General features: G+C 62.0%; 21 protein-coding genes. 8 read left to right on the forward strand and 13 right to left on the reverse strand.

Translation table 11 applies throughout. The features are described 5' to 3' along the window. The first annotated feature begins 3 nt into the window (after positions 1–3). The 6 genes from ctaD to R0382_RS15410 all read left to right on the forward strand — a co-directional run bounded on the left by ctaD (position 4) and on the right by R0382_RS15410 (position 5,363). On the forward strand, positions 4–1,740 hold the full coding sequence (gene ctaD / locus R0382_RS15385) for a cytochrome c oxidase subunit I (RefSeq protein ID WP_432720713.1): 1,737 nt from the start codon (positions 4–6) through the stop codon (positions 1,738–1,740). Beyond that, positions 1,737–2,318 carry a cytochrome c oxidase subunit 3 gene (locus R0382_RS15390; RefSeq protein ID WP_432720714.1) on the forward strand — a complete coding sequence of 194 codons (582 nt, stop codon included), beginning with the start codon at positions 1,737–1,739 and terminating at the stop codon, positions 2,316–2,318. Before ctaD ends, R0382_RS15390 begins: the two co-directional genes overlap by 4 nt. Before the next feature lie 20 nt (positions 2,319–2,338). Next, positions 2,339–3,043 carry a heme-copper oxidase subunit III family protein gene (locus tag R0382_RS15395; protein ID WP_432720715.1) on the forward strand — a complete coding sequence of 235 codons (705 nt, stop codon included), beginning with the start codon at positions 2,339–2,341 and terminating at the stop codon, positions 3,041–3,043. Positions 3,044–3,098: 55 nt separating this feature from the next. Then, the gene (locus tag R0382_RS15400) at positions 3,099–3,446 is read left to right on the forward strand and encodes a cytochrome C oxidase subunit IV family protein (protein WP_432720717.1); all 348 of its coding nucleotides are present in this window, start codon (positions 3,099–3,101) and stop codon (positions 3,444–3,446) included. A 259-nt stretch (positions 3,447–3,705) separates the two neighbouring features. Next, positions 3,706–3,924: a hypothetical protein gene (locus tag R0382_RS15405; RefSeq protein ID WP_432720719.1), complete on the forward strand. Its 219-nt coding sequence runs from the start codon at positions 3,706–3,708 to the stop codon at positions 3,922–3,924. A 53-nt stretch (positions 3,925–3,977) separates the two neighbouring features. Next, positions 3,978–5,363, forward strand: a complete 1,386-nt coding sequence (locus R0382_RS15410; protein ID WP_432720720.1) for an FAD-binding oxidoreductase — start codon at positions 3,978–3,980, stop codon at positions 5,361–5,363. Positions 5,364–5,529: 166 nt separating this feature from the next. On the opposite strand, the gene R0382_RS15415 is transcribed toward R0382_RS15410, so the two are convergent. The 6 genes from R0382_RS15415 to rimO all read right to left on the reverse strand — a co-directional run bounded on the left by R0382_RS15415 (position 5,530) and on the right by rimO (position 12,206). Continuing rightward, positions 5,530–6,786 carry a chitinase N-terminal domain-containing protein gene (locus R0382_RS15415; protein WP_432720721.1) on the reverse strand — a complete coding sequence of 419 codons (1,257 nt, stop codon included), beginning with the start codon at positions 6,784–6,786 and terminating at the stop codon, positions 5,530–5,532. A gap of 15 nt (positions 6,787–6,801) precedes the next feature. Further along, positions 6,802–7,077, reverse strand: a complete 276-nt coding sequence (locus R0382_RS15420) for a hypothetical protein (protein WP_432720722.1) — start codon at positions 7,075–7,077, stop codon at positions 6,802–6,804. Positions 7,078–7,236: 159 nt separating this feature from the next. Next, positions 7,237–8,934, reverse strand: coding sequence for a single-stranded-DNA-specific exonuclease RecJ (gene recJ / locus R0382_RS15425; protein WP_432724179.1), 1,698 nt, complete (start codon positions 8,932–8,934; stop codon positions 7,237–7,239). Further along, positions 8,931–9,932, reverse strand: coding sequence for a hypothetical protein (locus tag R0382_RS15430; protein ID WP_432720724.1), 1,002 nt, complete (start codon positions 9,930–9,932; stop codon positions 8,931–8,933). The genes recJ and R0382_RS15430 overlap by 4 nt, the downstream gene beginning before the upstream one ends. Before the next feature lie 48 nt (positions 9,933–9,980). Continuing rightward, on the reverse strand, positions 9,981–10,763 hold the full coding sequence (gene tcdA, locus R0382_RS15435) for a tRNA cyclic N6-threonylcarbamoyladenosine(37) synthase TcdA (protein ID WP_432720725.1): 783 nt from the start codon (positions 10,761–10,763) through the stop codon (positions 9,981–9,983). A 126-nt stretch (positions 10,764–10,889) separates the two neighbouring features. Next, a complete protein-coding gene (rimO, locus tag R0382_RS15440; RefSeq protein ID WP_432720726.1) occupies positions 10,890–12,206 on the reverse strand; it encodes a 30S ribosomal protein S12 methylthiotransferase RimO in 1,317 nt (438 codons plus the stop codon). 377 nt (positions 12,207–12,583) lie between these two features. On the opposite strand from rimO, the gene R0382_RS15445 reads away from it, so the two are divergent. Beyond that, the gene (locus tag R0382_RS15445; RefSeq protein ID WP_432720727.1) at positions 12,584–12,892 is read left to right on the forward strand and encodes a putative quinol monooxygenase; all 309 of its coding nucleotides are present in this window, start codon (positions 12,584–12,586) and stop codon (positions 12,890–12,892) included. Between the two features lie 127 nt (positions 12,893–13,019). Here R0382_RS15445 and phaR read toward each other — a convergent pair whose 3' ends face one another. After that, entirely contained in the window at positions 13,020–13,664 is a 645-nt protein-coding gene (gene phaR / locus R0382_RS15450; RefSeq protein ID WP_432720728.1) for a polyhydroxyalkanoate synthesis repressor PhaR, read from the reverse strand. After that, entirely contained in the window at positions 13,661–13,819 is a 159-nt protein-coding gene (locus tag R0382_RS15455; RefSeq protein ID WP_432720729.1) for a hypothetical protein, read from the reverse strand. Before R0382_RS15455 ends, phaR begins: the two co-directional genes overlap by 4 nt. Positions 13,820–13,871: 52 nt before the next feature. Here R0382_RS15455 and R0382_RS15460 point away from each other — a divergent pair, with 52 nt between their 5' ends. Continuing rightward, the gene (locus tag R0382_RS15460) at positions 13,872–14,441 is read left to right on the forward strand and encodes a phasin family protein (RefSeq protein ID WP_432720730.1); all 570 of its coding nucleotides are present in this window, start codon (positions 13,872–13,874) and stop codon (positions 14,439–14,441) included. Between the two features lie 129 nt (positions 14,442–14,570). Here the strand turns inward: R0382_RS15460 and pnp are convergent, their stop codons facing one another. The 5 genes from pnp to infB all read right to left on the reverse strand — a co-directional run bounded on the left by pnp (position 14,571) and on the right by infB (position 21,441). Continuing rightward, positions 14,571–16,715, reverse strand: a complete 2,145-nt coding sequence (gene pnp, locus R0382_RS15465; protein ID WP_432720732.1) for a polyribonucleotide nucleotidyltransferase — start codon at positions 16,713–16,715, stop codon at positions 14,571–14,573. A gap of 237 nt (positions 16,716–16,952) precedes the next feature. Further along, a complete protein-coding gene (rpsO, locus tag R0382_RS15470; RefSeq protein ID WP_189459293.1) occupies positions 16,953–17,222 on the reverse strand; it encodes a 30S ribosomal protein S15 in 270 nt (89 codons plus the stop codon). Between the two features lie 86 nt (positions 17,223–17,308). Further along, positions 17,309–18,220: a tRNA pseudouridine(55) synthase TruB gene (gene truB / locus R0382_RS15475; RefSeq protein WP_432720733.1), complete on the reverse strand. Its 912-nt coding sequence runs from the start codon at positions 18,218–18,220 to the stop codon at positions 17,309–17,311. Next, positions 18,220–18,600: a 30S ribosome-binding factor RbfA gene (gene rbfA / locus R0382_RS15480; RefSeq protein WP_432720734.1), complete on the reverse strand. Its 381-nt coding sequence runs from the start codon at positions 18,598–18,600 to the stop codon at positions 18,220–18,222. Before rbfA ends, truB begins: the two co-directional genes overlap by 1 nt. Positions 18,601–18,735: 135 nt before the next feature. Beyond that, the gene (infB, locus tag R0382_RS15485) at positions 18,736–21,441 is read right to left on the reverse strand and encodes a translation initiation factor IF-2 (protein ID WP_432720735.1); all 2,706 of its coding nucleotides are present in this window, start codon (positions 21,439–21,441) and stop codon (positions 18,736–18,738) included. Positions 21,442–21,449: the final 8 nt, after the last annotated feature.

Genomic DNA, 21,449 nt, shown 5'->3' on the forward strand with positions numbered 1-21,449 from the left:
GCCATGGCCTACGAACATCACGCACCGCACGGCTTCTGGACTCGCTATGTCTGGAGTCAGGATCACAAGGTGATCGCAGTGCAATACACGATCACGGCGATCGCAGTCGGGCTGGTGGCGCTGGTGCTGTCCAATCTGATGCGTTTGCAGATCGGTTTCCCCGGTCGCTTCCCTTTTATCGACGCCAATCACTATTACCAGTTCGTCACCATGCACGGGATGATCATGGTGATCTACCTGCTGACCGCGCTCTTCCTCGGCGGCTTCGGCAATTACCTGATCCCGCTGATGGTCGGCGCGCGCGACATGGTGTTTCCCTTCCTCAATATGCTCAGCTACTGGATGTATCTTTTGGCCGTCGTGGTGCTGATGGGTAGCTTTTTCGTCCCCGGCGGGCCAACCGGCGCGGGCTGGACGCTGTACCCGCCGCAAGCCATCCTGCCTGGCACGCCGGGCAGCGGCGGTGGCATCGTGCTGATGCTGGTGTCGCTGGCGATTTTCATCGTCGCGGCAACCATGGGCGGGCTGAACTATGTGACCACGGTGCTGCAGGCGCGCACGCGCGGCATGACCTTGATGCGGCTGCCGCTGACGGTGTGGGGTATCTTTGTCGCCACCATCATGGCGCTGCTGGCCTTCCCCGCGCTGTTCGTCAGCGCGGTGATGATGCTGTTCGACAAGCTGCTCGGCACCAGTTTCTTCATGCCCGCCGTGGTGTCGATGGGCCAGGCACTGGCGTACAAGGGTGGCAGCCCGATCCTGTTCCAGCACCTGTTCTGGTTCTTTGGCCACCCCGAGGTGTATATCGTCGCGCTGCCGGCATTCGGCATCGTGTCCGACCTGCTCAGCACGCACGCGCGCAGGAATATTTTCGGCTACCGGATGATGGTGTGGGCCATCGTCATCATCGGCGTGCTCAGCTTCGTGGTGTGGGCCCACCATATGTACGTCAGCGGCATGAACCCCTACTTCGGCTTTTTCTTCGCCACCACCACGCTGATCATCGCCGTGCCGACCGCGATCAAGGTCTACAACTGGCTACTGACCTTGTGGCGCGGCGACATACATCTGACCGTGCCGATGCTGTTCGCCATCGGCTTCATCAGCACCTTCGTGATCGGCGGCCTGACCGGGCTGTTTCTCGGCAATGTCAGCACCGACATGCCGCTCTCCAACACCTATTTCGTCGTCGCCCACTTCCATATGGTCATGGGCGTCTCGCCGATCCTGGCCATTTTCGGCGGCATCTACCACTGGTACCCCAAGGTCACCGGCCGCATGCTGGACGATACGCTGGGCAAGCTGCATTTCTGGGTGACTTTCGTCGGCAGCTACGCGATCTACTTTCCGATGCACTACCTCGGCATCCTCGGCATGCCGCGCCGCTATTACGCCTACGACAACTACGCCTTCATCCCGCCGTCCGCGCAGCAGCTGAATGCCTTCATCACCGTGGCCGCGCTGATCGTCGGCGTGTTCCAGCTGGTTTTTCTCTACAACCTCGTCCGCAGCGTGTTCAACGGCAAACCGTCCGGCCCGAATCCTTGGGGTGCTACCACCTTGGAATGGCAAACCCCGGCAACGCCGCCCGGTCACGGCAACTGGGGGGCGGCGTTGCCGGAGGTACACCGCTGGCCCTATGACTACAGTGTGCCCGGTGCCAGCGAGGATTTTCTGCCGCAAACCTCGACCTCACCGTTGGGTGGCGACGAAGTACGCCCGGACAAGGAAGCGCCATGAACGATGCCACGCCGTTACCGGCAGCGCCGGCAAGTCCCAACGCTGCAGCCAAGCTCGGGCTTTGGGTGCTGATGGCGGTGATCACGGTGCTGTTCCTGCAGTTCATCCAGGCCTATGCCGTGCGGCAGGGCAGCCCGGACTGGCTGCGGCCGCCCGAACCGACGCTGCTGCGCTGGAATACGCTGGCGCTTCTGCTGGCCAGCGCCGCGCTGCAATCGGCCGTGATGCTGCCGCGCGGCAAGACCGCACTCCTGCTCGGCGGTGTGTTTGGCTGCATCTTTCTGGCCGGCCAGCTCGGGGCCTGGCAGCAACTGCACGCCCAGGGCTATCTGGTCGCCGGCAACCCGGCCAACAGTTTTTTCTATCTGCTGACCGGCATGCACGGCGTGCATGTGCTGGGCGGATTGCTGACCTGGGGATGGCTGCTGGCCCGAGCACGGCGCGGCCTCGATGTAGCGCTGGAAGCGCGCTTGTGCGCACGCTATTGGCACTTTCTGCTGCTCATCTGGCTGCTGCTGTACGCCGTGCTGTTCTGGATTGCGCCGGCCACGCTGCAGGCCATTTGCGGCAGCCGGTGACATCACCGAGGTAATCCACCATGCCCGATGCAACACACTCCCAGCCCCCCGACGCCACCCCGCCATCCGGCCTGCGCGGACTGATCGCCGACTGGTCTGGCGATCGCGAAGTCTTCAAAGTCCCGTGGGGCAAGGCCATGATGTGGGTGTTTCTGCTGTCCGACACCTTCATCTTCGGCATCTTCCTTACCGGCTATATGGCGGCGCGCATGAGCAGCACCGCGCCATGGCCCAACCCGAGTGAGGTGTTCGCGCTACAGATCGGCGCCAGCCAATGGCCGCTGATCCTGATCGCCATCATGACCTTCGTACTGATCAGCAGCAGCGGCACGATGGCAATGGCGGTGAATTTCGCCTACCGCGGCGAACGCAACCGCGCCGCCGCACTGATGCTCGCCACCGCCGCCCTGGGCGCCATGTTCGTCGGCATGCAGGCGTTCGAGTGGACCAAGCTGATCGCGGAAGGCGTGCGGCCGTGGGGCAACCCGCTCGGCGCGGCGCAGTTCGGCGCGTGCTTTTTCATGATTACCGGCTTTCACGGCCTGCACGTCAGCGCCGGCGTCATCTACCTCAGCACCGTCGCCACGCGCTTGCTCAGGCAGCGTGATGAGTCGTCGGGCGATGAACGCCAGAGCGGCGAAACCCGGGTCGAAATCGCCGGCCTGTACTGGCACTTTGTCGATCTGGTCTGGGTGTTCATTTTTGCGTTTTTCTACTTGTGGTAAGTGACCTTGCATTACCAGCCTGCCCGGCAGGCGTCTGGAGGCATCGGAGGCCATCATGGAACACGGTCAACAACACCCCGTCAGCCTGTACCTGAAGATCTGGGGGCTGCTCTTCGTCCTCAGCGCCTGCTCCTATCTGGTCGACTACTTCCACGTTCAGGGCGCGCTACGCTGGACCTTGATCATGACCTTCATGCTGTACAAGGCCGCGCTGATCGTCAGCATATTCATGCACCTGGCGTGGGAGCGGCTTGCGCTCGCTTGCGCCATCCTGGTCCCGCCACTCTGCCTGCTGGTACTGATCAGCCTGATGGCGTATGAGGCCGATTACATCCACACCGCACGCGGCACCTACTTCACCGCGCCGGCGGTGGAGACAGGCGGGCAAGCCCAGCGGCCTTAGCCTCGTTCTGCGCAGCGATGCTCCCATTCGATCTGCTTCGGCGGCACAAGCCGACAGTCCGGTCGTTGTCGACAAACCGCGAGCGGCGGCACGCCTCATCCATATAGTGAGCAAAAGGGTGCACTCATTTTGACGCACCAGTCGAGTCAGGTGGGTGCGGCCCCACCTTCAGTTTTCGTAAAGATGGGTTACTCATGAAATGCCACTGACGGCCGAGTTTCCGTTCGAGCCTTTCAATAACCTCGTCAGGAACTGGACAGTGGGTGAAGTCATTGGCCACATGCTCTACACCATCAAACCGGAAACCACCTACCTCACCGAACAAGATGGAAAACGCTTCGGTCTGGTCGTTGTTGACGTGCCAAACCCTTCGGGCGGTGCCCTGCTTTGTCGAGCCGTTTTTTCTCAATTTCGAGGCCGACTGCAAACTCCGCATGCCGATGAGCCCGGAGGCTTTGCAAAAAGCAGGACTGGATGAGCTTGGCAAATAAGTGGGCGTGAGATTCGCCCAATACTGCGAAGGTGAACGACATGACAAAATTGCTGGCCACGAAAATCGAAGCGTTGAAAAGCGGTTTTGGCGGAGAGATCCTGCTTCCGGGCGGAGATGCGTATGAAAACGCCCGAAAAATCTGGAACGCGATGATCGACAAGCGCCCTGCGATCATCGCCCGCTGCACCACGACGTCGGATGTCGTGCTCGCGGTGAACTTCGCCAGGGACAATGGGCTACTGCTCGCCGTCCGTGGCGGCGGGCACAATATTGCCGGCAATGCCATGTGCGACGACGGCCTCGTCGTCGACCTCTCGCAGATGAAGACCGCGCGTGTTGACCCCGGCACGCGCCGCGTCGTGATCGAAGGCGGCGCTACGCTCGCGGATCTCGACGCCGCAACCCAGGCCCACGGCCTCGCCACCCCGCTCGGCATCAACTCCACCACCGGCGTCGCGGGACTGACGCTGGGCGGCGGCTTCGGCTGGCTCAGCCGCAAGTACGGCATGACCATCGACAATCTCGAATCTGCCGAAGTGGTCACCGCAGCCGGCGACGTGGTGCACGCCAGCGCCACCGAACACCCTGATCTGTTCTGGGCACTGCAGGGCGGCGGCGGCAATTTCGGCGTCGTCACCCGCTTCGAGTTCCGACTTCACCCCGTCGGTCCCGACTTGCTGAGCGGTCTGATCGTTTACCCGATTGCCGCTGCAAAATCGGTGCTGCAGCAGTACCGCGAATTCGTGGCCAAGGCGCCGGACGAGCTTTCCGTCTGGACCGTGCTGCGCCAGGCGCCGCCGCTGCCCTTCCTCCCCGAGGAGGTGCATGGCAAGGGCATCGTTGCGCTCGCCCTGCTCTACACGGGCGACCCGAAGCAGGGAGAGGCGCTGATCGACCCGCTGCGCAAGCTCGGCACGCCGCTCGGTGAACACGTCGGTGTCCAGCCCTACACCGCGTGGCAACAGGCCTTCGATCCGCTTTTGACCTTCGGCGCGCGCAATTACTGGAAATCCCACAACTTCTCGACGCTGAAAGACGGTCTGTTCGACGCCGTCATCGAATACATCGACAAATTGCCATCGCCCCAGTGCGAAATCTTCTTCGGCGCCATCGGCGGCGCCACGACCAAGCCGGCGCCAGACGCGGCGGCCTATGCCCACCGCGATGCGCTGTTTGTAATGAATGTCCACGGCCGCTGGGACGCGCCGGCCGACGACGCGCGCTGCATCGGCTGGGCGCGAGACTTCTTCAAGGCATCGGCGCCCTTTGCCAGCGGCGGGGTCTACGTCAATTTCCTTACCGCCGACGAGGGCGATCGCATCCGCGCCGCCTATGGCCCGAACTACGATCGCCTGGCTCAGGTGAAGCGCAAGTACGATCCGGACAACCTATTCCGCGTGAACCAGAACATTCAGCCGGCTTGAGAGACTGCGACATACCCGACGACCGATGTTCGGCGGACGGCGCCGTGCCGCCGCTGAATTCGGGCAGTGGATCGAAAGCGCCTGTCTCGGTGCCCGTTCATTGCGACGGCGATCGGCCGCCTCCGGGCGGCGAGTGCCGGGACGCCCGCCAAACAGGAAAGGTCATTCATTCAACATCGGGCGTTGCCAGCAACATCACCGCCGGCACAGTGTCACTGTCGACGCAGCGCTGGCCGGTGCAGACGCGCACCAGCAGCTGTTTCGGCAGAGCGGTCTGCGCAATCCGGGTCTCGCCACAATAGCTCGTCACGGTCTGCTGAGTGTCGCCCGACACCTGGCAGTTGCGCAGCGTCCGTTCGTGCAGCAGCACCGTCTGCGCGTCGGCATCGAGCAATTGCCAGTCGGTCGGCTTAACGACCTGGGTCGATCGCGGCAAGGACCAGCGCAGCAGCCACTGGTTCTTATCCAGCGGCAGCAGCGCCAGTACCGGCTTGATCGGTGCCTCCGGTGCCAGCAGCACCTCGACCGGCGCCGGATCGCTCGTTGCGCATTGCAGTGCGTTGCACAGGCGCACCTGCAGCGTGTGCTTGCCGGCAGACAGGCCCTTCAGCACCGTCTGCGCAGACTGGCTGCGCTCGGCCGTCTCGGTGAATTCATGTGATTCGAGCAGCAGTTGCTGGCCATCGAGCAATTGCCAGTAATTGCCGGGCTGCCCCCACCACACATTCCAGCCCACCGTGATCGGCTCGCCGGTCGTGATCGGCGGCACCCAGTCGAGCTGCGGTTTGTCGGGAACGCCAGCCTGCTCGCCCTGCGCACCGACCCAGGTTTCGAACGTCTTGCCGTTGCACAAGGGCTTGCCGTCGACATCCGGATTGCACAGCCGCACCTCGATCAGGTGGCGCCCCGGCGTCAGTGGCCCCAGCCGGTAAACGCCGCTCTGTACCGCGACCGACTGCATGCCGCCCTGCACAATCATGCCTTCGCTGGTCGTGATGTTTTCACCGAGCGGCGCAACGCCAAGTGGCCGCTGCACGAAGTTGCGCGACTTCAAGCGCAAGTCGTCGTTGTCGAGTACCTCCCACCAACTGGCCGGTGTGCCGAAACCGATATCCCAGCCAATGGTCACCGTGTCGCCAGGCAGTTGCGCCGGGATCGGATCAAAACTCGGCAAGATCGGCGCTTCGGCCTGTGGCGGCGGAAATGCCTGTGCCGCCGGTGCGAACATCGTTTCCAGCGGGCGTATCGTCGGATCCTGTGCCGGCGGCGGTGGCGGCGCGGCAATCTTCTGGCAGTCGAGCAGTCCGCTTTTCAGCGGTGTGCACGCGGCATCACCCAGCGCATAGGCTTCGTCCGGGGTGAGCACCGTTCCACCCATCGCAGGTACGGCACACAACATGATGGCAAATGCGATCCGGCGCATCGGTTTTTCCTCTGCCTATGGGGATGTTGCGGTGGCCGAACTGGCTGCACTGGCCTCTGGCTTGGCGCTCATCGCCCCGGCGGCCATGCCGCCAACGGCAACCACGCCCTTGCCGGCCGCGACCGTACCATCCACGGCCAGACCGACCGCCGATGTCGTCACCGATACCGCCGTGCCGACCACCGCACCGGTGACCGCCACCACCGTACATGCCGGCAACAATAGCACCAGACCCAGGCTGCCATAGCGGCGCAAACCCGTTCGAACACGCGCATCGGCCATACGTTTCATTCGAATCGAAGCACCCTAAGCTCACGTCAATCAATCACGACTCATCGGCCGACTCGACCCCACCGATCGTGCACCCATCGGACACACCGGCTTCGACCCTGCCGCACATCATATCGAAACCGGCCGCACTTCCGGCACCGTGCATCGCGCACAGGCGGATCAGGCCATCCCTTCAACGTAGTCGAGCATGACCTGCAAGATGCGCTCGCCGCGAAATTCGTTCACCGACAGGCTGTAGGCCGCGGTCACGTCGCGCGGCAGCGGGTCCGGATGCTGAAAGCGGATGCCTTCGAGCACCATGCCGTAATCGTTGGCAAGCTTGACCTTGAGGTGGCGCTCACCCACGACGCGCTGTTCGAGCACGCGAAAATGCCCCTGAAACAGCGGCGCCGGGAAGCCCTGCCCCCAGACCTGACGCTCGATCCGCTCGGCGGTCTCGAAACTGAAATCCCCAGCGGCCAGCTCGCCGTCGGTTTCGATCACGCGCTCGAGCGCGGCTTCGTCCATCAGCTCGCGGCACACGGCCTCGAACGCCTGCTGGAAACGCCCGAAATCCTGCGGGCGCAGGCTCAGCCCAGCCGCCATCGCATGCCCGCCGAACTTGACGATCAGGTCCGGGTGGCGCTTGGACACCAGATCAAGCGCATCGCGCAGGTGCAGCCCCGGTATCGAGCGGCCCGAGCCCTTGATCTCGGTGTCGCTGGCATCGGCGAACACCAGCGTCGGCCGGTGATAGCGCTCCTTGACCCGTGAGGCAACGATGCCGATCACGCCCTGATGCCAGTCGGGCCGATACAGGCAAATGCTGTAGCTCGCATCGATCGCCAAGCCTGCCAGCGCGGTTTCGGCTTCCTCGCGCATGCCCGCCTCGATCGTGCGGCGCTCGCGGTTCAGCTGGTCGAGCGCGCGCGCGCGCGTCAGCGCGTCGGTCTCGTCGTTCGACAACAGGCAGGCGATGCCGAAGCTCATGTCGTCGAGCCGGCCGGCCGCATTCAGCCGCGGGCCGAGCGTGAAACCGAGGTCGAAACAGCTCGCCTTGGCCGGGTTACGCCCGGCGGCGTTGAACAAGGCCATCACACCGGCGCTGGCGCGGCCGGCGCGCATGCGCTTGAGCCCCTGCTCGACCAGAATCCGGTTATTGCCATCCAGCTTGACCACGTCGGCAACGGTGCCCAGTGCGACCAGATCGAGCAGGGTCGCCAGATTGGGTTCGACCTTCTCTGCAAACGCGCCGCGTTCGCGCAATTCGGCGCGTAGCGCCAGCAGCACGTAGAACATCACGCCGACACCGGCGAGGCTCTTGCTCGGAAAGTCGCAGCCGGGCTGGTTCGGATTGACGATCAGGCAATCGGGCAGCGTATCGCCAGGCAGATGGTGATCGGTGACGAGCACATCGATACCGCGCGCCTTGGCCGCCGCAACACCGGCAACGCTGGCGATGCCGTTGTCGACCGTCACGATCAGATCCGGCGATTTTTCCGCTGCCAGCTCAACGATTTCGGGCGTCAGGCCATAGCCGTACTCGAACCGGTTCGGCACGACGAAATCGACGATCGCGCCGAGCATCGCCAGCCCTTTCATGCCGACACTGCACGCGGTTGCACCATCGGCATCGTAATCGGCGACGATCAGCAGCCGTTCGCACGCTGCAATCGCATCGGCAAGCCGGACTGCCGCCGCCGCGGCATTTTTCATCGTCGAAAACGGCAGCAGACGTTTGAGATCGTGTTCAAGCTCAAGCGGCGACGCGATACCGCGCGCGGCATACAACCGCGCCTCCAGCTCGCTCAGGCCTTCGTTCATCAAGCGTTGCTGGCCATCACCAGTCACGGCGCGGGCGCGGATCTGCGGCATCAGCGCACCTCCCACGGCAGCGCCGGCTTGCGCCAGAACGCCCGCAGCGAACCTTGGGTGACTTTGACCGCAAAGCCAGCTTCGGGCATCGAGATCGCCAGTTCGTCGAGCCGGCCGGCCTTGATCGCGACCAGCGCCGGCGCAAACCAGTCGGCTTCGAGCGCCAGCCACGCCGACAGCCACGCATGCGCATCGCCGTAGAGATTGCCGTCACGCAGTTGGTCGAGGACGACTACCGCGTCGCCGGACACCGCATCAAAGCTTGCCGGCGCCGGCTTGGTCTGGCCACCGCCATGCTGGGTCAGCGCCGCGACCAGCGGCAGATCGCTCAACACCGGCTGTGCTGGCGCCACCGGCTTGTCGGCCAACGGGTAGTGGCCAGCCCCCCAAAGCCAGACGCTCTGGATTGCCGGCTTGCCGGCCGCGACACGCGCGTCATTGACCGGATGGTTGTAAAGGCACATCTGGATTTCGTTCAGCAGTCCGTGCCATTTCAGCGCGCCGTCGCCCTTGGGCAGGTGTTCGCGCACGTCACGGCCGAGTACAGCATCCAGCGGCGACCAGTTGAGGCCCGGGTCGCCGGGCAGGCGCACATACCAGCGCGCCGGCGCCGCAGCGACAAAACGGAAACCGTCGTCGCGGTACAGCGCGTTCAGCCCGGCGCACAGGCCGTCGGCCTCCGCCTGGGTCAGCGAAAACTGTCCGGCGTCGACCAGCAGCAAGCGATCGCGATCGACGCGCAGGTGGACCGGATCGGCACGCAACCAGAAACCTGGTTCTTCGCCGGGCAGATCCAGCGCCAGCGTCAACGGTGCAACGGGTAGATCGCTCAGGCCAAAGCGCTGTGCCAGCCAGGTTTCGAGCGATTCGGCGCGGGCGGTCTGGCGCTTTCCGCGCCCCAGCAGCAAGGACGTCGACGGCAGCGACACGGACTGGGCAAAGGCAGCGATCTCGTCGCGTTCAGACCAGTCGGAAAAAGGAAGGACAAGGTGAAGAGGCATCGGCCGATTTTATCATGCCGACCGCTCCAAGCCCCGCCGGGCGCGGCATCAAGCCTTGGCCGCGAGCTTCTTCAACAGATGCGCGACGGCGACGAAACCGAAGGTGCCGGTCACCGCAACGCTGGCGCCAAAACCACCCTCGCAATCGAGCCGGACCGGTGCATCGCCGACTGCCGGCTTTTGCGCGCAAACGCTGCCGTCAAGCTGCGGATACACGAGCGGTTCGGTCGAAAACACGCAGTCGATACCGAACTTCTTGTCGCCCTTGGGGAAACCATACTCGCGCCGCAGGATGCTGCGCACCTTGCTGGCGAGCGGATCCTGCGTCGTCCTGGCCAGATCGGTCACCTGCACCTGCGTCGGATCGATCTGACCGCCGGCGCCGCCGGTGGTGATCAGGTTGACCTTGTTGCGACGGCACCAGTGGATCAGCGCCGCCTTGGTCTTGACCGAGTCGATCGCATCGACGATGTAGTCGAAACCCGCGCCGAGCAGCTCGGCCAGATTGTCGGCATCGACGAAATCCTCGACCGTCGTCACCCGGCACTCGGGATTGATCGCGACGATGCGCTCGGCCAGCGCGGCGACCTTCATCTTGCCGTACTGCCCTGCCAGCGCCGGCAGTTGCCGGTTGGTGTTCGAGACGCAGATGTCATCGAGGTCGATCAGCGTGATCGCACCGATACCCGAGCGCGCCAGCGCCTCGGCCGACCACGAGCCGACGCCGCCAACGCCGATCACGCAGACATGCGCCGCGCGAAACCGCGTCAGCGCCGCGGCACCGTACAAGCGGGCGATGCCGCCGAAGCGGCGTTCGTACGACGTATCCATCAAGAATGAGCCCCTAGCGAGCGGTCCGAGGGCAAGGAGCCGCGCAGCGAATGATGAGATAGCACATGGAGGTGCAGTGAGGAATGAGCGAGCACGCGACGCAGCCAGCGGGCTGCGCAGCAGGGGCTAGATTTGTTCGGCCCACAGGTCGTGTTCGTCGGCATCAACGATGCGAACCTTGACGAAATCGCCGGACTGCACGCCAGCAGCCGGCTCGAAATACACCAGACCATCGATCTCCGGCGCGTCGGCATAGGTGCGCGCTACCGCGCCCTCGTCGTCGATTTCGTCAACGAGCACGGTGAACTCCCGACCGATCTTGGCCTGCAGGCGCGCCGCCGAAATAGCCGCCTGCTTTTCCATGAAGCGACGCTTGCGATCTTCAGCCACATCCGCCGGCACCGGATCGGGCAAGTCGTTCGCCGTCGCGCCTTCGACCGGCGAATAGGTAAAACAGCCGACACGGTCAAGCTGCGCTTCATCGAGGAAGGCCAGCAATTCGTCGAAATCGGCGTCGGTCTCGCCAGGAAAGCCGACGATGAAGGTCGAGCGGATCGTCAGGTCCGGGCAGATCTCGCGCCATTTTTTAATCCGGCCAAGCACATTGGCGCTATTGGCCGGGCGTTTCATCAGCTTGAGTACGCGCTGGCTGGCGTGCTGGAACGGAATATCCAGATACGGCACGATCTTGCCTTCGGCCATCAGCGGAATCACTTCGTCGACATGCGGGTACGGATAGACGTAGTGCAGTCGCGCCCAGATGCCTAGCTTGCCGAGCTCCTCGCACAGCTCGGTCATCCGCGTTTTCACCGGCCGGCCGTTGTGGAAACCGGTCTTGTACTTGACGTCGACGCCGTAGGCCGAGGTGTCCTGCGAGATGATCAGCAGTTCCTTGACGCCCGACTTGGCGAGGTTTTCGGCCTCTTTCAACACATCATGGATCGGCCGGCTGACGAGGTCGCCACGCATGCTCGGGATAATGCAGAAGGTGCAACGATGGTTACAGCCTTCGGAAATCTTCAGGTAGGCATAGTGCTTGGGCGTGAGCTTGACCCCGGCCGGCGGCACCAGATCCATGAACGGATCATGCGGCTTGGGCAGATGCTGGTGAACATGGTTCATCACCTCGTCACGCGCGTGCGCACCGGTCACCGCCAGCACCTTCGGGTGCGTCTCGCGGATCAGGTTGCCGTCTTCCTTGCTGCCAAGACAGCCGGTGACGATGACCTTGCCGTTCTCGGCCAGCGCCTCGCCGATCGCGTCGAGCGACTCCTGCACAGCCGAATCGATGAAGCCACAGGTATTGACGACAACCAGATCGGCATCGTCGTACGACGGCGAGATGTCGTAACCCTCGGCGCGCAACTGGGTGATGATCTGTTCGCTATCTGTCAGCGCTTTCGGACAGCCCAGCGAAACGAAGCCTACTCTTGGTGCGGTCATGCAAAATCTCCGGCGCACTCTGGCGCACACTTCACGGCGACGCTCCTAGGCCAGCGCCGATCAAAAACGATGCGGGCATGCCGATCCGGCATGCCCGCAGGGACAACATGCGATTTTAATTCAAGCGCTTAGTCGTTGGTAGTGTGTTTTCAAATCATCGAAACGCGGGCTGCGCTTGCCGGGGGGAAGATCGACAGGCCGCTGCGTTCAAACACGGCCTGCCGACTGCCGGTAGCCGCGTCGGTGAACGCCTGCTCCAGCAGCTAGCCCTCCTCCGGTGGAGAACGGCGCGCACGAAGAAGCATTGCCACTCGGCGATGGTGGCAACTAATCTTCTTGCTCCCGCCCCCAGCGGCTCAACCAACGAAACCCAGACCATGCCAAACACCATTCATATCGTCGCAAAGCTGACTGCCAAGCCCGGCCAGAAGGAACAAGTCCGCAGGCAAGCGCTCTCAATGGTCGCGCCCAGCCGAGCCGAACCGGGTTGCCTCGCCTATCAGGTCTACGTCGACCCGCACGATGACGCATCGTGGGTGGTGATTGAAGAATGGGCGGATCAAGCTGCCTTCGAGGCACACTTGAGCAGCCCGCACCTCATGGCGGCGCAAGCCGCGGCGGAAACCTTGCTGGCGTGTCCACCGCAGCTGACTATGCTCACGCAGGCCGAAAACATACCGCGCTAATCGGCGCGCGAAACACGATTCAGCTCGGTAGCGGCACCGGTCTTCGCCAAGGCGCGCTGCTGCTGAAAGCACCAAGGGCATGCCAATCTGGCATGCCCTTGGTGCTTCCGCTCGGCTTTAGCGGGCCTCAACCATTCGTCGAGCGCTTTCGCGTACCAGCCTTCGGCTTCTCCGCCTCAGCCTGCGGTGGCTCGGACGGTTGCGGCTCGTCGGACTCCGCCTCGCTCTTGCCATAGCCCGGCATGCCAAACCCGGTGAACAGGTTCTTGGCCCGATCCTGAAGCTGCTGCTGCATGTCGACAAACAGATTGGTGCTGCTTTCCAGGTAGTTGCCCATCATGCTTTGCAGCGCCGGCCCCTGGAACTTCATGAAGTCGCCCCACAGGTTGGCGTTGCCCAACATCGGGTTTTCACCGCTCATTGCCGTCGAAGCCTGGTCCTGCAGCCGATGTTGCATTTCGGCGAACAGCTGCAGGTTCTTCTCCAGATAGTTACCCATCAGCCCCTGCATCGCATTGCCATAGAAACGGATGATTTGCGTCAGCACGTCATAACTGAACAGCGGCATACCGCCGGCCTCTTCGTCCATGATGATCTGCAGCAGGACGCTACGTGTGATGTCTTCGCCACTCTTCGCATCGACCACCTGAATGTCGATACAGTCGAGCACCAGCTGTTTGACGTCGACGAGCGTGATGTAGCTGCTGGTTGCCGTGTCATAGAGCCGACGATTCGGATATTTTTTGATGACGCGCTTTTCTTCGGCACTCATGCCAACTCCCTTTGGGTCTGCAGCTTGATTTCTGCATTGTAGATCGCCGCCACGCATCGCCACTCGTCGGCCGTTGTTGCAGCGCACAAAAATCGATTGACAAACGAATAAACCGGCTCAAAAATGAACGTGATTGTGCAGAGCAGCAAATCCATTACTCACAACAGCCCTGCCATCGAATTGCCAACCCATCTCGAGGAAACCGTCATGAGCCAAGCTCAACAACAGTTTGTGGATTTTGCCACTGAACACGTCGAAACCGCACTGCGTTTTGCCCGTATTTATCTGGATTCGGCCGAGCGCCTCTCCAAACTGAACCTGGAAACCGCCAAAACCTCGCTTGAGGAAGGCGCGAAGCAGGTCAAGTCGCTCGCCGCAGTCAAGGATGCACAAGAAGGACTGGCCCTGCGCCAGAAGCAACTGGAAAGCACCGTCGACCACGCCGGCCAATATTCGCGCCAAGTTTACGAGATCGCCTCGCAAGCTCAAGCCGAACTGACCAAGATCGCCGAAGAACAATCGACTGCTTTCAACAAGCAAGTCGTGTCGGGCCTTGATCGCTTCGTCAAGTCGGCTCCGGCCGGCGCCGATGTCGCCGTTGCTGCAGTGAAGTCGACCGTTCAGGCAACTGCCGCCGCCGTCGACAGCCTGACCAAGGCCGCCAAGCAAGTTGCCGACTTTGCCGATGCTTCGGTCAAGGCCGCGACCACCGCCACTGCTGACGCCGTCAAGACCGCAGCCAAGAAGACTGCTGCTTCGGGCAACGCTGCCGCCTAAGCGCGGATGCAGTAAAACAAAAAGGCGCCACTGGCGCCTTTTTTCATTCGGCAGCTCCAAAAAAACAACGGGAACATCATCGATGTTCCCGTTGTTTTTACCGAAATGGGGCTAACGCCCCAATGGCACTTACTGCGCGCCTTCGATCGGCTCAGCCACCGGTGCTGCAGCTGCGGCTTCGTCGTTCAGCACAGCCTTGATCGACAGGCGAACACGGCCCTTCTCGTCCTGTTCCAGCGCCTTCACGCGCACGACCTGACCTTCCTTGAGGTAGTCCGACACGTTCTTGATGCGCTCGTTGGCGATCTGGCTGATGTGCACGAGGCCGTCACGACCCGGCATGATCGAGACGATTGCACCGACGTTGTTGTCGAGAATCTTCACGACCGGACCTTCGTAGATCTTGCCGATTTCGACTTCAGCAGTGATTTCGCCGATACGACGCTTGGCTTCGTCCGCGCCTTCCGACGACACCGATGCAATCGTGATCGTGCCATCTTCGGCGATATCGATTTGCGTACCGGTTTCTTCGGTCAGCGCACGAATCACCGAACCACCTTTGCCGATCACGTCACGGATTTTTTCCGGATTGATCTTCATGGTGTAAAGACGCGGTGCGTGCTGCGACACTTCGGTGTTCGCGCCAGCGACTTCAGCCTTCATGATGCCGAGAATGTGGGCACGGCCAACTTGTGCCTGATCCAGCGCCACCTTCATGATTTCCTTGGTGATGCCAGTGATCTTGATATCCATCTGCAGCGCGGTCACGCCGTTTTCGGTACCAGCCACCTTGAAGTCCATATCGCCGAGGTGATCTTCGTCGCCGAGGATGTCCGACAGCACGGCGAAACGGTTACCTTCCTTGATCAGACCCATCGCGATACCGGCAACGTGGCTTTTCAGCGGCACGCCGGCATCCATCAGCGCCAGGCAACCGCCGCAGACCGAGGCCATCGAGCTCGAACCGTTCGACTCGGTGATTTCCGACACCACACGCATCGTGTAGGCGAATTCTTCCGGCGACGGCAGCACGGCGATCAGCGCGCGCTTGGCCAGACGGCCGTGGCCGATTTCGCGGCGCTTCGGCGTGCCGACACGGCCGGTTTCACCGGTCGAGTACGGCGGGAAGTTGTAATGCAGCATGAAGCGGTCGGTGTATTCACCGGCCAGCGCATCGATCTTCTGTTCGTCGAGCTTGGTGCCCAGCGTGGCAACGACCAGACCTTGCGTTTCGCCGCGGGTAAACAGCGACGAGCCGTGGGTGCGCGGCAGCACGCCGTTGCGCACGGTGATCGGGCGCACGGTGCGGGTGTCGCGACCGTCGATACGCGGATAACCGTCGAGAATCTGGTTACGCACGATCTTAGCTTCCATATCATGAAAAATGCCACGAATCTGGTTGGCCACGAGGGTATCGGTACCTTCGGTGATCAGCGCAGCCTTGACCTTGTCCCAGGCTTCGCCAATCTTGGCGCTGCGGGCTTGTTTTTGGGCAATGCGGAAGGCTTGCTTGAGGTCTTCACCGGCGATTTCGGCAACCTGGACTTCAAGCGCTTCGTTCTTGACCGGTTCGTTCCAGTCGAACAGCTCCGGATTGACTTCGTCGGCCAGCGCATTGATCGCGTTGATCGCTTTTTGCAGTTCGTCGTGACCGAAGACCACGGCGCCGAGCATGACTTCTTCCGACAATTCCTTGGCTTCGGATTCAACCATCAGCACCGCTTGGTCGGTACCGGCAACGACGAGGTCGAGTTGCGACGTCTTCAGTTCGTCCTTGCTCGGGTTGAGCAGGTACTGGCCATCGGCGTAACCGACGCGCGCGGCACCAATCGGGCCGGCGAACGGCAGGCCGGAAATGGCCAGCGCAGCCGATGCGCCGATCATCGCCGGGATGTCGGAGTCGATTTGCGGATCAAGCGACAGCACGGTCGCAATGATCTGGATTTCGTTGAAGAAGCCTTCCGGAAACAGCGGGCGGATCGGACGATCGATCAGGCGGCTGGTCAGGATTTCCTTTTCGGAAGGACGGCCTTCGCGCTTGAAGAAGCCACCCGGGATCTTGCCGGCGGCATAGGTCCGCTCTTGGTAATCGACCGTGAGCGGGAAGAAGTCCTGGCCGGGCTTCACGCCCTTGGCGGCAACCACGGTCACCAGCACCACGGTGTCGTCCATCGACACCACGACAGCGCCGGAGGCCTGGCGGGCGACTTCGCCCGTTTCCAGCGTCACGGTATGTTTGCCGTACTGGAACGATTTCACGATTTTGTTGAACACGGATTTTCCTTACAGTTGTTTGCCTGCGGCAAGGGCAGTATCCCGCTGCGACAACGCCGCCCACCCTGGCAAGCGCCCAGATGGTTGTCGCCGGCCTCGGCACATTCCAGCGTGACCGATTTTCACGGTCTTCCGTTCCGCCGCCGAAGCCGTCTTTGGGCGGAACGCAATCATTTCGACATTCTAAAAAGCAAAAAAGTCGCAGTGCGATGACTGCGACTTTTAAGTGGAACTGGCTTACTTGCGCAGGCCCAGTTGAGCGATCAGCTCGCGGTAGCTATCCGCATTGGTGCGCTTGAGGTAGTCCAGCAGACGACGACGGCGCGAAACCATCTTCAGCAGGCCGCGACGCGAGTGATGGTCTTTCTTGTTTTCTTTGAAGTGCGGGGTCAGGTCGTTGATGCGAGCGGTCAGCAGTGCAACTTGCACTTCCGGGGAACCGGTATCGCCTTCAGCGCGTTGGAATTGCTTAACGATGTCAGCCTTTTGGCCTACGGTAACTGCCATTTCAGTACTCCAGAGTGGTGATTGGGCCAGGGCACATGCCCCGCTCCCGACAAGCCCGGCCGAGTTTGCACCCAACCGCGCTCCTTTCACTGGCCGGTAGTGGCCAGCAGACGTTTGGGGCGCAGCACACCATCGCACGCCACTTCGCCCAAACCGATGAATCGCGCATTATCGCCGCTTTCAGCCGAAGCGTAAAGCCGGAACACGCCCTCCGTCATTGCTGCCGAACGACGAATGCTCATGCCATTGCGACAACGTGCAACTTCGTCGTTGTCCAATGTCAACAAGGGCATGTCCTTTACCAGCACATCCGCCGGCAACAGGCAGGCTTCGCGCTCTTCGAGCGACATGGCGATATATGCATCGAGTGATACCGACTGTTCGATCGAAAATCCGCCGGTTCTGGTGCGCCGCAGTCCGGTCAGATAGGCGCCGCAACCGAGCGCGCGACCGATATCGTCGGCGAGCGTGCGGATATACGTCCCTTTGGAGCACGCCACATCAATGACCAGCTCGGCGCCGGCAAACGAGACGGTAGCAATCGAGTAGATCGTGATCCGCCGGGCGGCGCGTTCGATTTCGATGCCTTGCCGCGCATACTCGTACAGCGCCTTGCCTTGGTGCTTGAGCGCCGAATGCATCGGCGGCACCTGATCGATCTCGCCAACAAAAGACGCCAGCACACGCTCAATCAGCGCGAAATCGGTTGGCGCCTCGCCGCTATCGGTAATCTCGCCTTCGCCGTCGAGCGTCGTCGATACCTGCCCGAGCCGAATCGTCGCGCGATAGCCCTTGTCGGCATCCAGCATACGCTGGGCAAACTTGGTTGCTTCGCCGAAACACAGCGGCAACAGGCCGGTCGCAAAGGGGTCGAGCACGCCGGTGTGACCGCCCTTTTCGGCGGAAAGCAGCCAGCGGCACTTCATCATCGCTGCATTGCTGGTGATACCAAAAGGCTTGTCGAGCAGCAGCACGCCGTCGATCTTGCGCTTGGCCATCAGGCTTCGCCTTCGCCGTCTTCCGCCTTGGGCAGGGCGGCGGCCTGCGAGATCAGCGTATCGAGCTTGAAGCCGCGATCGATCGAATGATCGTAAAGGAAATGCAGCTCAGGCATCTTGAACAACTTGAAACCGCGCGCCAGCTCGCTACGCAAAAAGCCCTTGGCTTGCTCGAGCTTGGCAGCAATCAACTGCGCATCCTCGGGCGTGCCGAGAAAGGTATAAAAGATCTTGGCATGCGAGTTGTCACGCGTGACTTCGACATCGGTAACCGTGATCAACGATGCCTTCGGGTGATCGAGCTCGGCACGGATCAATTCAGCGACGTCGCGCTGCAGCTGCTGCGCAATCCGGTCGGAACGGGTGAAATTTCTGGCCATGGTTATATCTGCCACTGATGCCGTGCCAGCCCAGGCCGCACGGCGCATAAAAGACAAAAGGCGCAGGAATGACTCCCGCGCCTACCGATGCAAGGGAAGCGACTAGCTGCTCCCCTTCCCTCGCACCTCACGACATTACAGCGTGCGCGCAATCTCGATGATTTCGAACACTTCGAGCTGATCGCCTTCCTGGATGTCGTTGTAGTTCTTGAGCTGCAGACCGCACTCGTAACCCGAACGCACTTCCTTGACGTCATCCTTGAAGCGCTTGAGGGTTTCGAGCTCGCCCTGATGCACGACCACGTTGTTGCGCAGCAGACGGACACCCGAACCGCGCTTGACGATACCGTCGAGCACGTAGCAACCGGCGATCGAACCGACCTTGGAGATGACGAAGACCTGACGGATTTCGACCATACCAATAATCTGTTCTTTCTTCTCTGGCGCCAGCATGCCCGACATGGCTGCTCTCACATCATCGACGATGTCATAGATGATGTTGTAGTAGCGCAGGTCGACACCTTCGGACTCGGCCAGCTTGCGGGCGGCCGCATCGGCGCGGACGTTGAAGCCAACCACCACTGCCTTGGAAGCCAGTGCGAGGTTGATGTCCGACTCCGAGATGCCACCAACACCCGAGTGCAGGATCTGCACGCGCACTTCGTCGGTCGACAGCTTCAGCAGTGAACCGGCCAATGCTTCGGCGGAACCCTGTACATCGGTCTTGATGATGATCGGCAGGTTCTGCACTTCGCCTTCGGCCATCTGCGCGAACATGTTTTCGAGCTTGGACGCTTGTTGACGCGCAAACTTGACGTCACGGAACTTGCCTTGGCGGAACAGGGCGATTTCACGCGCCTTCTTCTCGTCGGCGAGCACCATCGCGTCTTCACCTGCAACCGGCACTTCCGACAGACCCAGAATTTCGACCGGAATCGACGGACCTGCTTCGGTGATCGGCTTGCCGGTTTCATCCAGCATCGCACGGACACGACCGTACACGCCGCCAGCCAGAACCACGTCGCCCTTCTTCAGGGTGCCGGACTGAACCAGCATCGACGCTACCGCACCGCGGCCCTTGTCCAGACGGGCTTCGATGATGATGCCCTTCGCGGGCGCATCGACCGGGGCGGTCAGTTCGAGCACTTCGGCCTGCAGCAGGATCGCGTCGAGCAGGCCATCGATGTTCGTGCCTTGCTTGGCCGAGACTTCGATGAACTGGGTATCGCCACCCCAATCTTCCGGCACGACTTCCTGAGCGACCAATTCCTGACGGATACGCTCCGGGTTGGCACCCTGCTTGTCGATCTTGTTCACCGCCACGACGATCGGCACGCCGGCCGCCTTGGCATGGTGAACCGCTTCGATCGTTTGCGGCATCACGCCGTCGTCGGCCGCAACCACCAGCACCACGATGTCGGTCGCCGAAGCACCGCGAGCACGCATGGCGGTAAACGCCTCGTGACCCGGGGTATCGAGGAAGGTGATCATGCCCTTGCCGGTCTCGACGTGATACGCGCCGATATGCTGGGTAATACCACCCGCTTCGCCCGCAGCGACTTTGGCGCGACGAATGTAGTCGAGCAAGGACGTCTTGCCGTGGTCGACGTGGCCCATCACGGTCACGACCGGTGCGCGCGGCAACAGGGCGTGCTCGGTCTTGTCGTCGTCACCGAGGTAGATATCCGGATCATCGAGCTTGGCGGCACGCGGAATGTGGCCCATTTCTTCGACGATGATCATCGCGGTTTCTTGGTCGAGAATCTGGTTGATGGTGACCATCATGCCCATCTTCATCAACGCCTTGACGACCTCGACACCCTTCACGGCCATCTTGTGCGCCAGATCGGCGACGCTGATGGTTTCCGGGATGTCGACGGTATGCACGACTGGCTCGGTCGGCGCCTGGAAGGCATGCGCGTTATCGCTATCCTGATGCTGATTGCGACTGTTGCGGCCACCCTTCTTGCCGGACTTCCAACCACCGCCGGCATCGCCACCACGGGTCTTGATCCCCTTCTTGGCCTTGCCGTCGTCCCACTTGCGCTTCTCGTCTTTCTTTTCGGTCGGCGCTGCTGGCTTGGCCGCGGCCGGCGCAACCTTGACGGGTTCCGGCTTGACCGGCTCCGGCGCACGCAGCGGCGTATCCTTCGGCTTGCGCAGCTCGACACGCATACCAACACGCGGACGGTCACTGCGCGGCGCCGCTGCAGCAGACGGCGCTGGCGCCGCTACTTTCGCGGCTACCGGTGCAGCTGCGGCCACAGTTGCAACCGGCGCAGCCGGTGCGGGCGTCGACGCGGATGCCGCAACCACGGGCGCTGCAACCTCAACAGCCGGTGCAGGTGCAGCCACAGCGGCCGCAACTTCGCGCGGCTCTTCCTTCGGCGCTTCACCACCCTGCTTGGCACGCATTTCAGCCGCCTGGCGTTCACGCAGTGCCGACTGGCGTTGCGCATCGGCTTCACGCGCAGCGCGCTCGGCATCACCGATCACCGGCGAAGCAGTCGCAGCAACCGTTTCCACGCGCGGCGCCACGATCGGCGCAGCAGGCGCTTCAACCACGCGCTTTTTGCGGACTTCGACCTGAATGGTCTTGGCCTTGCCGGTCGAATCGGTCTTGCGGATTTCCGATGTCTGCTTGCGCGTCACGGTGATCTTCGGCTTGTCACCGCCACCGTGCTTTTGTTTCAGATGCTCAAGAAGACGCGCCTTATCTTCGGCGGTCACCGCATCGGACTCGCCGGATTTGCCGACGCCGGCCGCGTTGAGCTGCTCAAGCAACTCTTGCGACGGCATTTTCAATTCTGCCGCGAACTCACTGACTTTTAATTCACTCATGCATTTCT

Origin of the sequence: Jeongeupia wiesaeckerbachi (assembly GCF_050916355.1) — a bacterium.
In the GTDB taxonomy this organism is placed as follows: domain Bacteria; phylum Pseudomonadota; class Gammaproteobacteria; order Burkholderiales; family Chitinibacteraceae; genus Jeongeupia; species Jeongeupia wiesaeckerbachi.

Bases quoted from the DNA above. Each gene is read 5' to 3' on its own strand.
- ctaD (WP_432720713.1), top strand. From the start codon at position 4: ATGGCCTACGAACATCACGCACCGCACGGCTTCTGGACTCGCTATGTC.
- R0382_RS15390 (WP_432720714.1), top strand. From the start codon at position 1,737: ATGAACGATGCCACGCCGTTACCGGCAGCGCCGGCAAGTCCCAACGCT.
- R0382_RS15395 (WP_432720715.1), top strand. From the start codon at position 2,339: ATGCCCGATGCAACACACTCCCAGCCCCCCGACGCCACCCCGCCATCC.
- R0382_RS15400 (WP_432720717.1), top strand. From the start codon at position 3,099: ATGGAACACGGTCAACAACACCCCGTCAGCCTGTACCTGAAGATCTGG.
- R0382_RS15410 (WP_432720720.1), top strand. From the start codon at position 3,978: ATGACAAAATTGCTGGCCACGAAAATCGAAGCGTTGAAAAGCGGTTTT.
- R0382_RS15415 (WP_432720721.1), bottom strand. From the start codon at position 6,786: ATGCGCCGGATCGCATTTGCCATCATGTTGTGTGCCGTACCTGCGATG.
- R0382_RS15420 (WP_432720722.1), bottom strand. From the start codon at position 7,077: ATGAAACGTATGGCCGATGCGCGTGTTCGAACGGGTTTGCGCCGCTAT.
- R0382_RS15430 (WP_432720724.1), bottom strand. From the start codon at position 9,932: ATGCCTCTTCACCTTGTCCTTCCTTTTTCCGACTGGTCTGAACGCGAC.
- tcdA (WP_432720725.1), bottom strand. From the start codon at position 10,763: ATGGATACGTCGTACGAACGCCGCTTCGGCGGCATCGCCCGCTTGTAC.
- rimO (WP_432720726.1), bottom strand. From the start codon at position 12,206: ATGACCGCACCAAGAGTAGGCTTCGTTTCGCTGGGCTGTCCGAAAGCG.
- R0382_RS15445 (WP_432720727.1), top strand. From the start codon at position 12,584: ATGCCAAACACCATTCATATCGTCGCAAAGCTGACTGCCAAGCCCGGC.
- phaR (WP_432720728.1), bottom strand. From the start codon at position 13,664: ATGAGTGCCGAAGAAAAGCGCGTCATCAAAAAATATCCGAATCGTCGG.
- R0382_RS15455 (WP_432720729.1), bottom strand. From the start codon at position 13,819: ATGGATTTGCTGCTCTGCACAATCACGTTCATTTTTGAGCCGGTTTAT.
- R0382_RS15460 (WP_432720730.1), top strand. From the start codon at position 13,872: ATGAGCCAAGCTCAACAACAGTTTGTGGATTTTGCCACTGAACACGTC.
- rpsO (WP_189459293.1), bottom strand. From the start codon at position 17,222: ATGGCAGTTACCGTAGGCCAAAAGGCTGACATCGTTAAGCAATTCCAA.
- truB (WP_432720733.1), bottom strand. From the start codon at position 18,220: ATGGCCAAGCGCAAGATCGACGGCGTGCTGCTGCTCGACAAGCCTTTT.
- rbfA (WP_432720734.1), bottom strand. From the start codon at position 18,600: ATGGCCAGAAATTTCACCCGTTCCGACCGGATTGCGCAGCAGCTGCAG.
- infB (WP_432720735.1), bottom strand. From the start codon at position 21,441: ATGAGTGAATTAAAAGTCAGTGAGTTCGCGGCAGAATTGAAAATGCCG.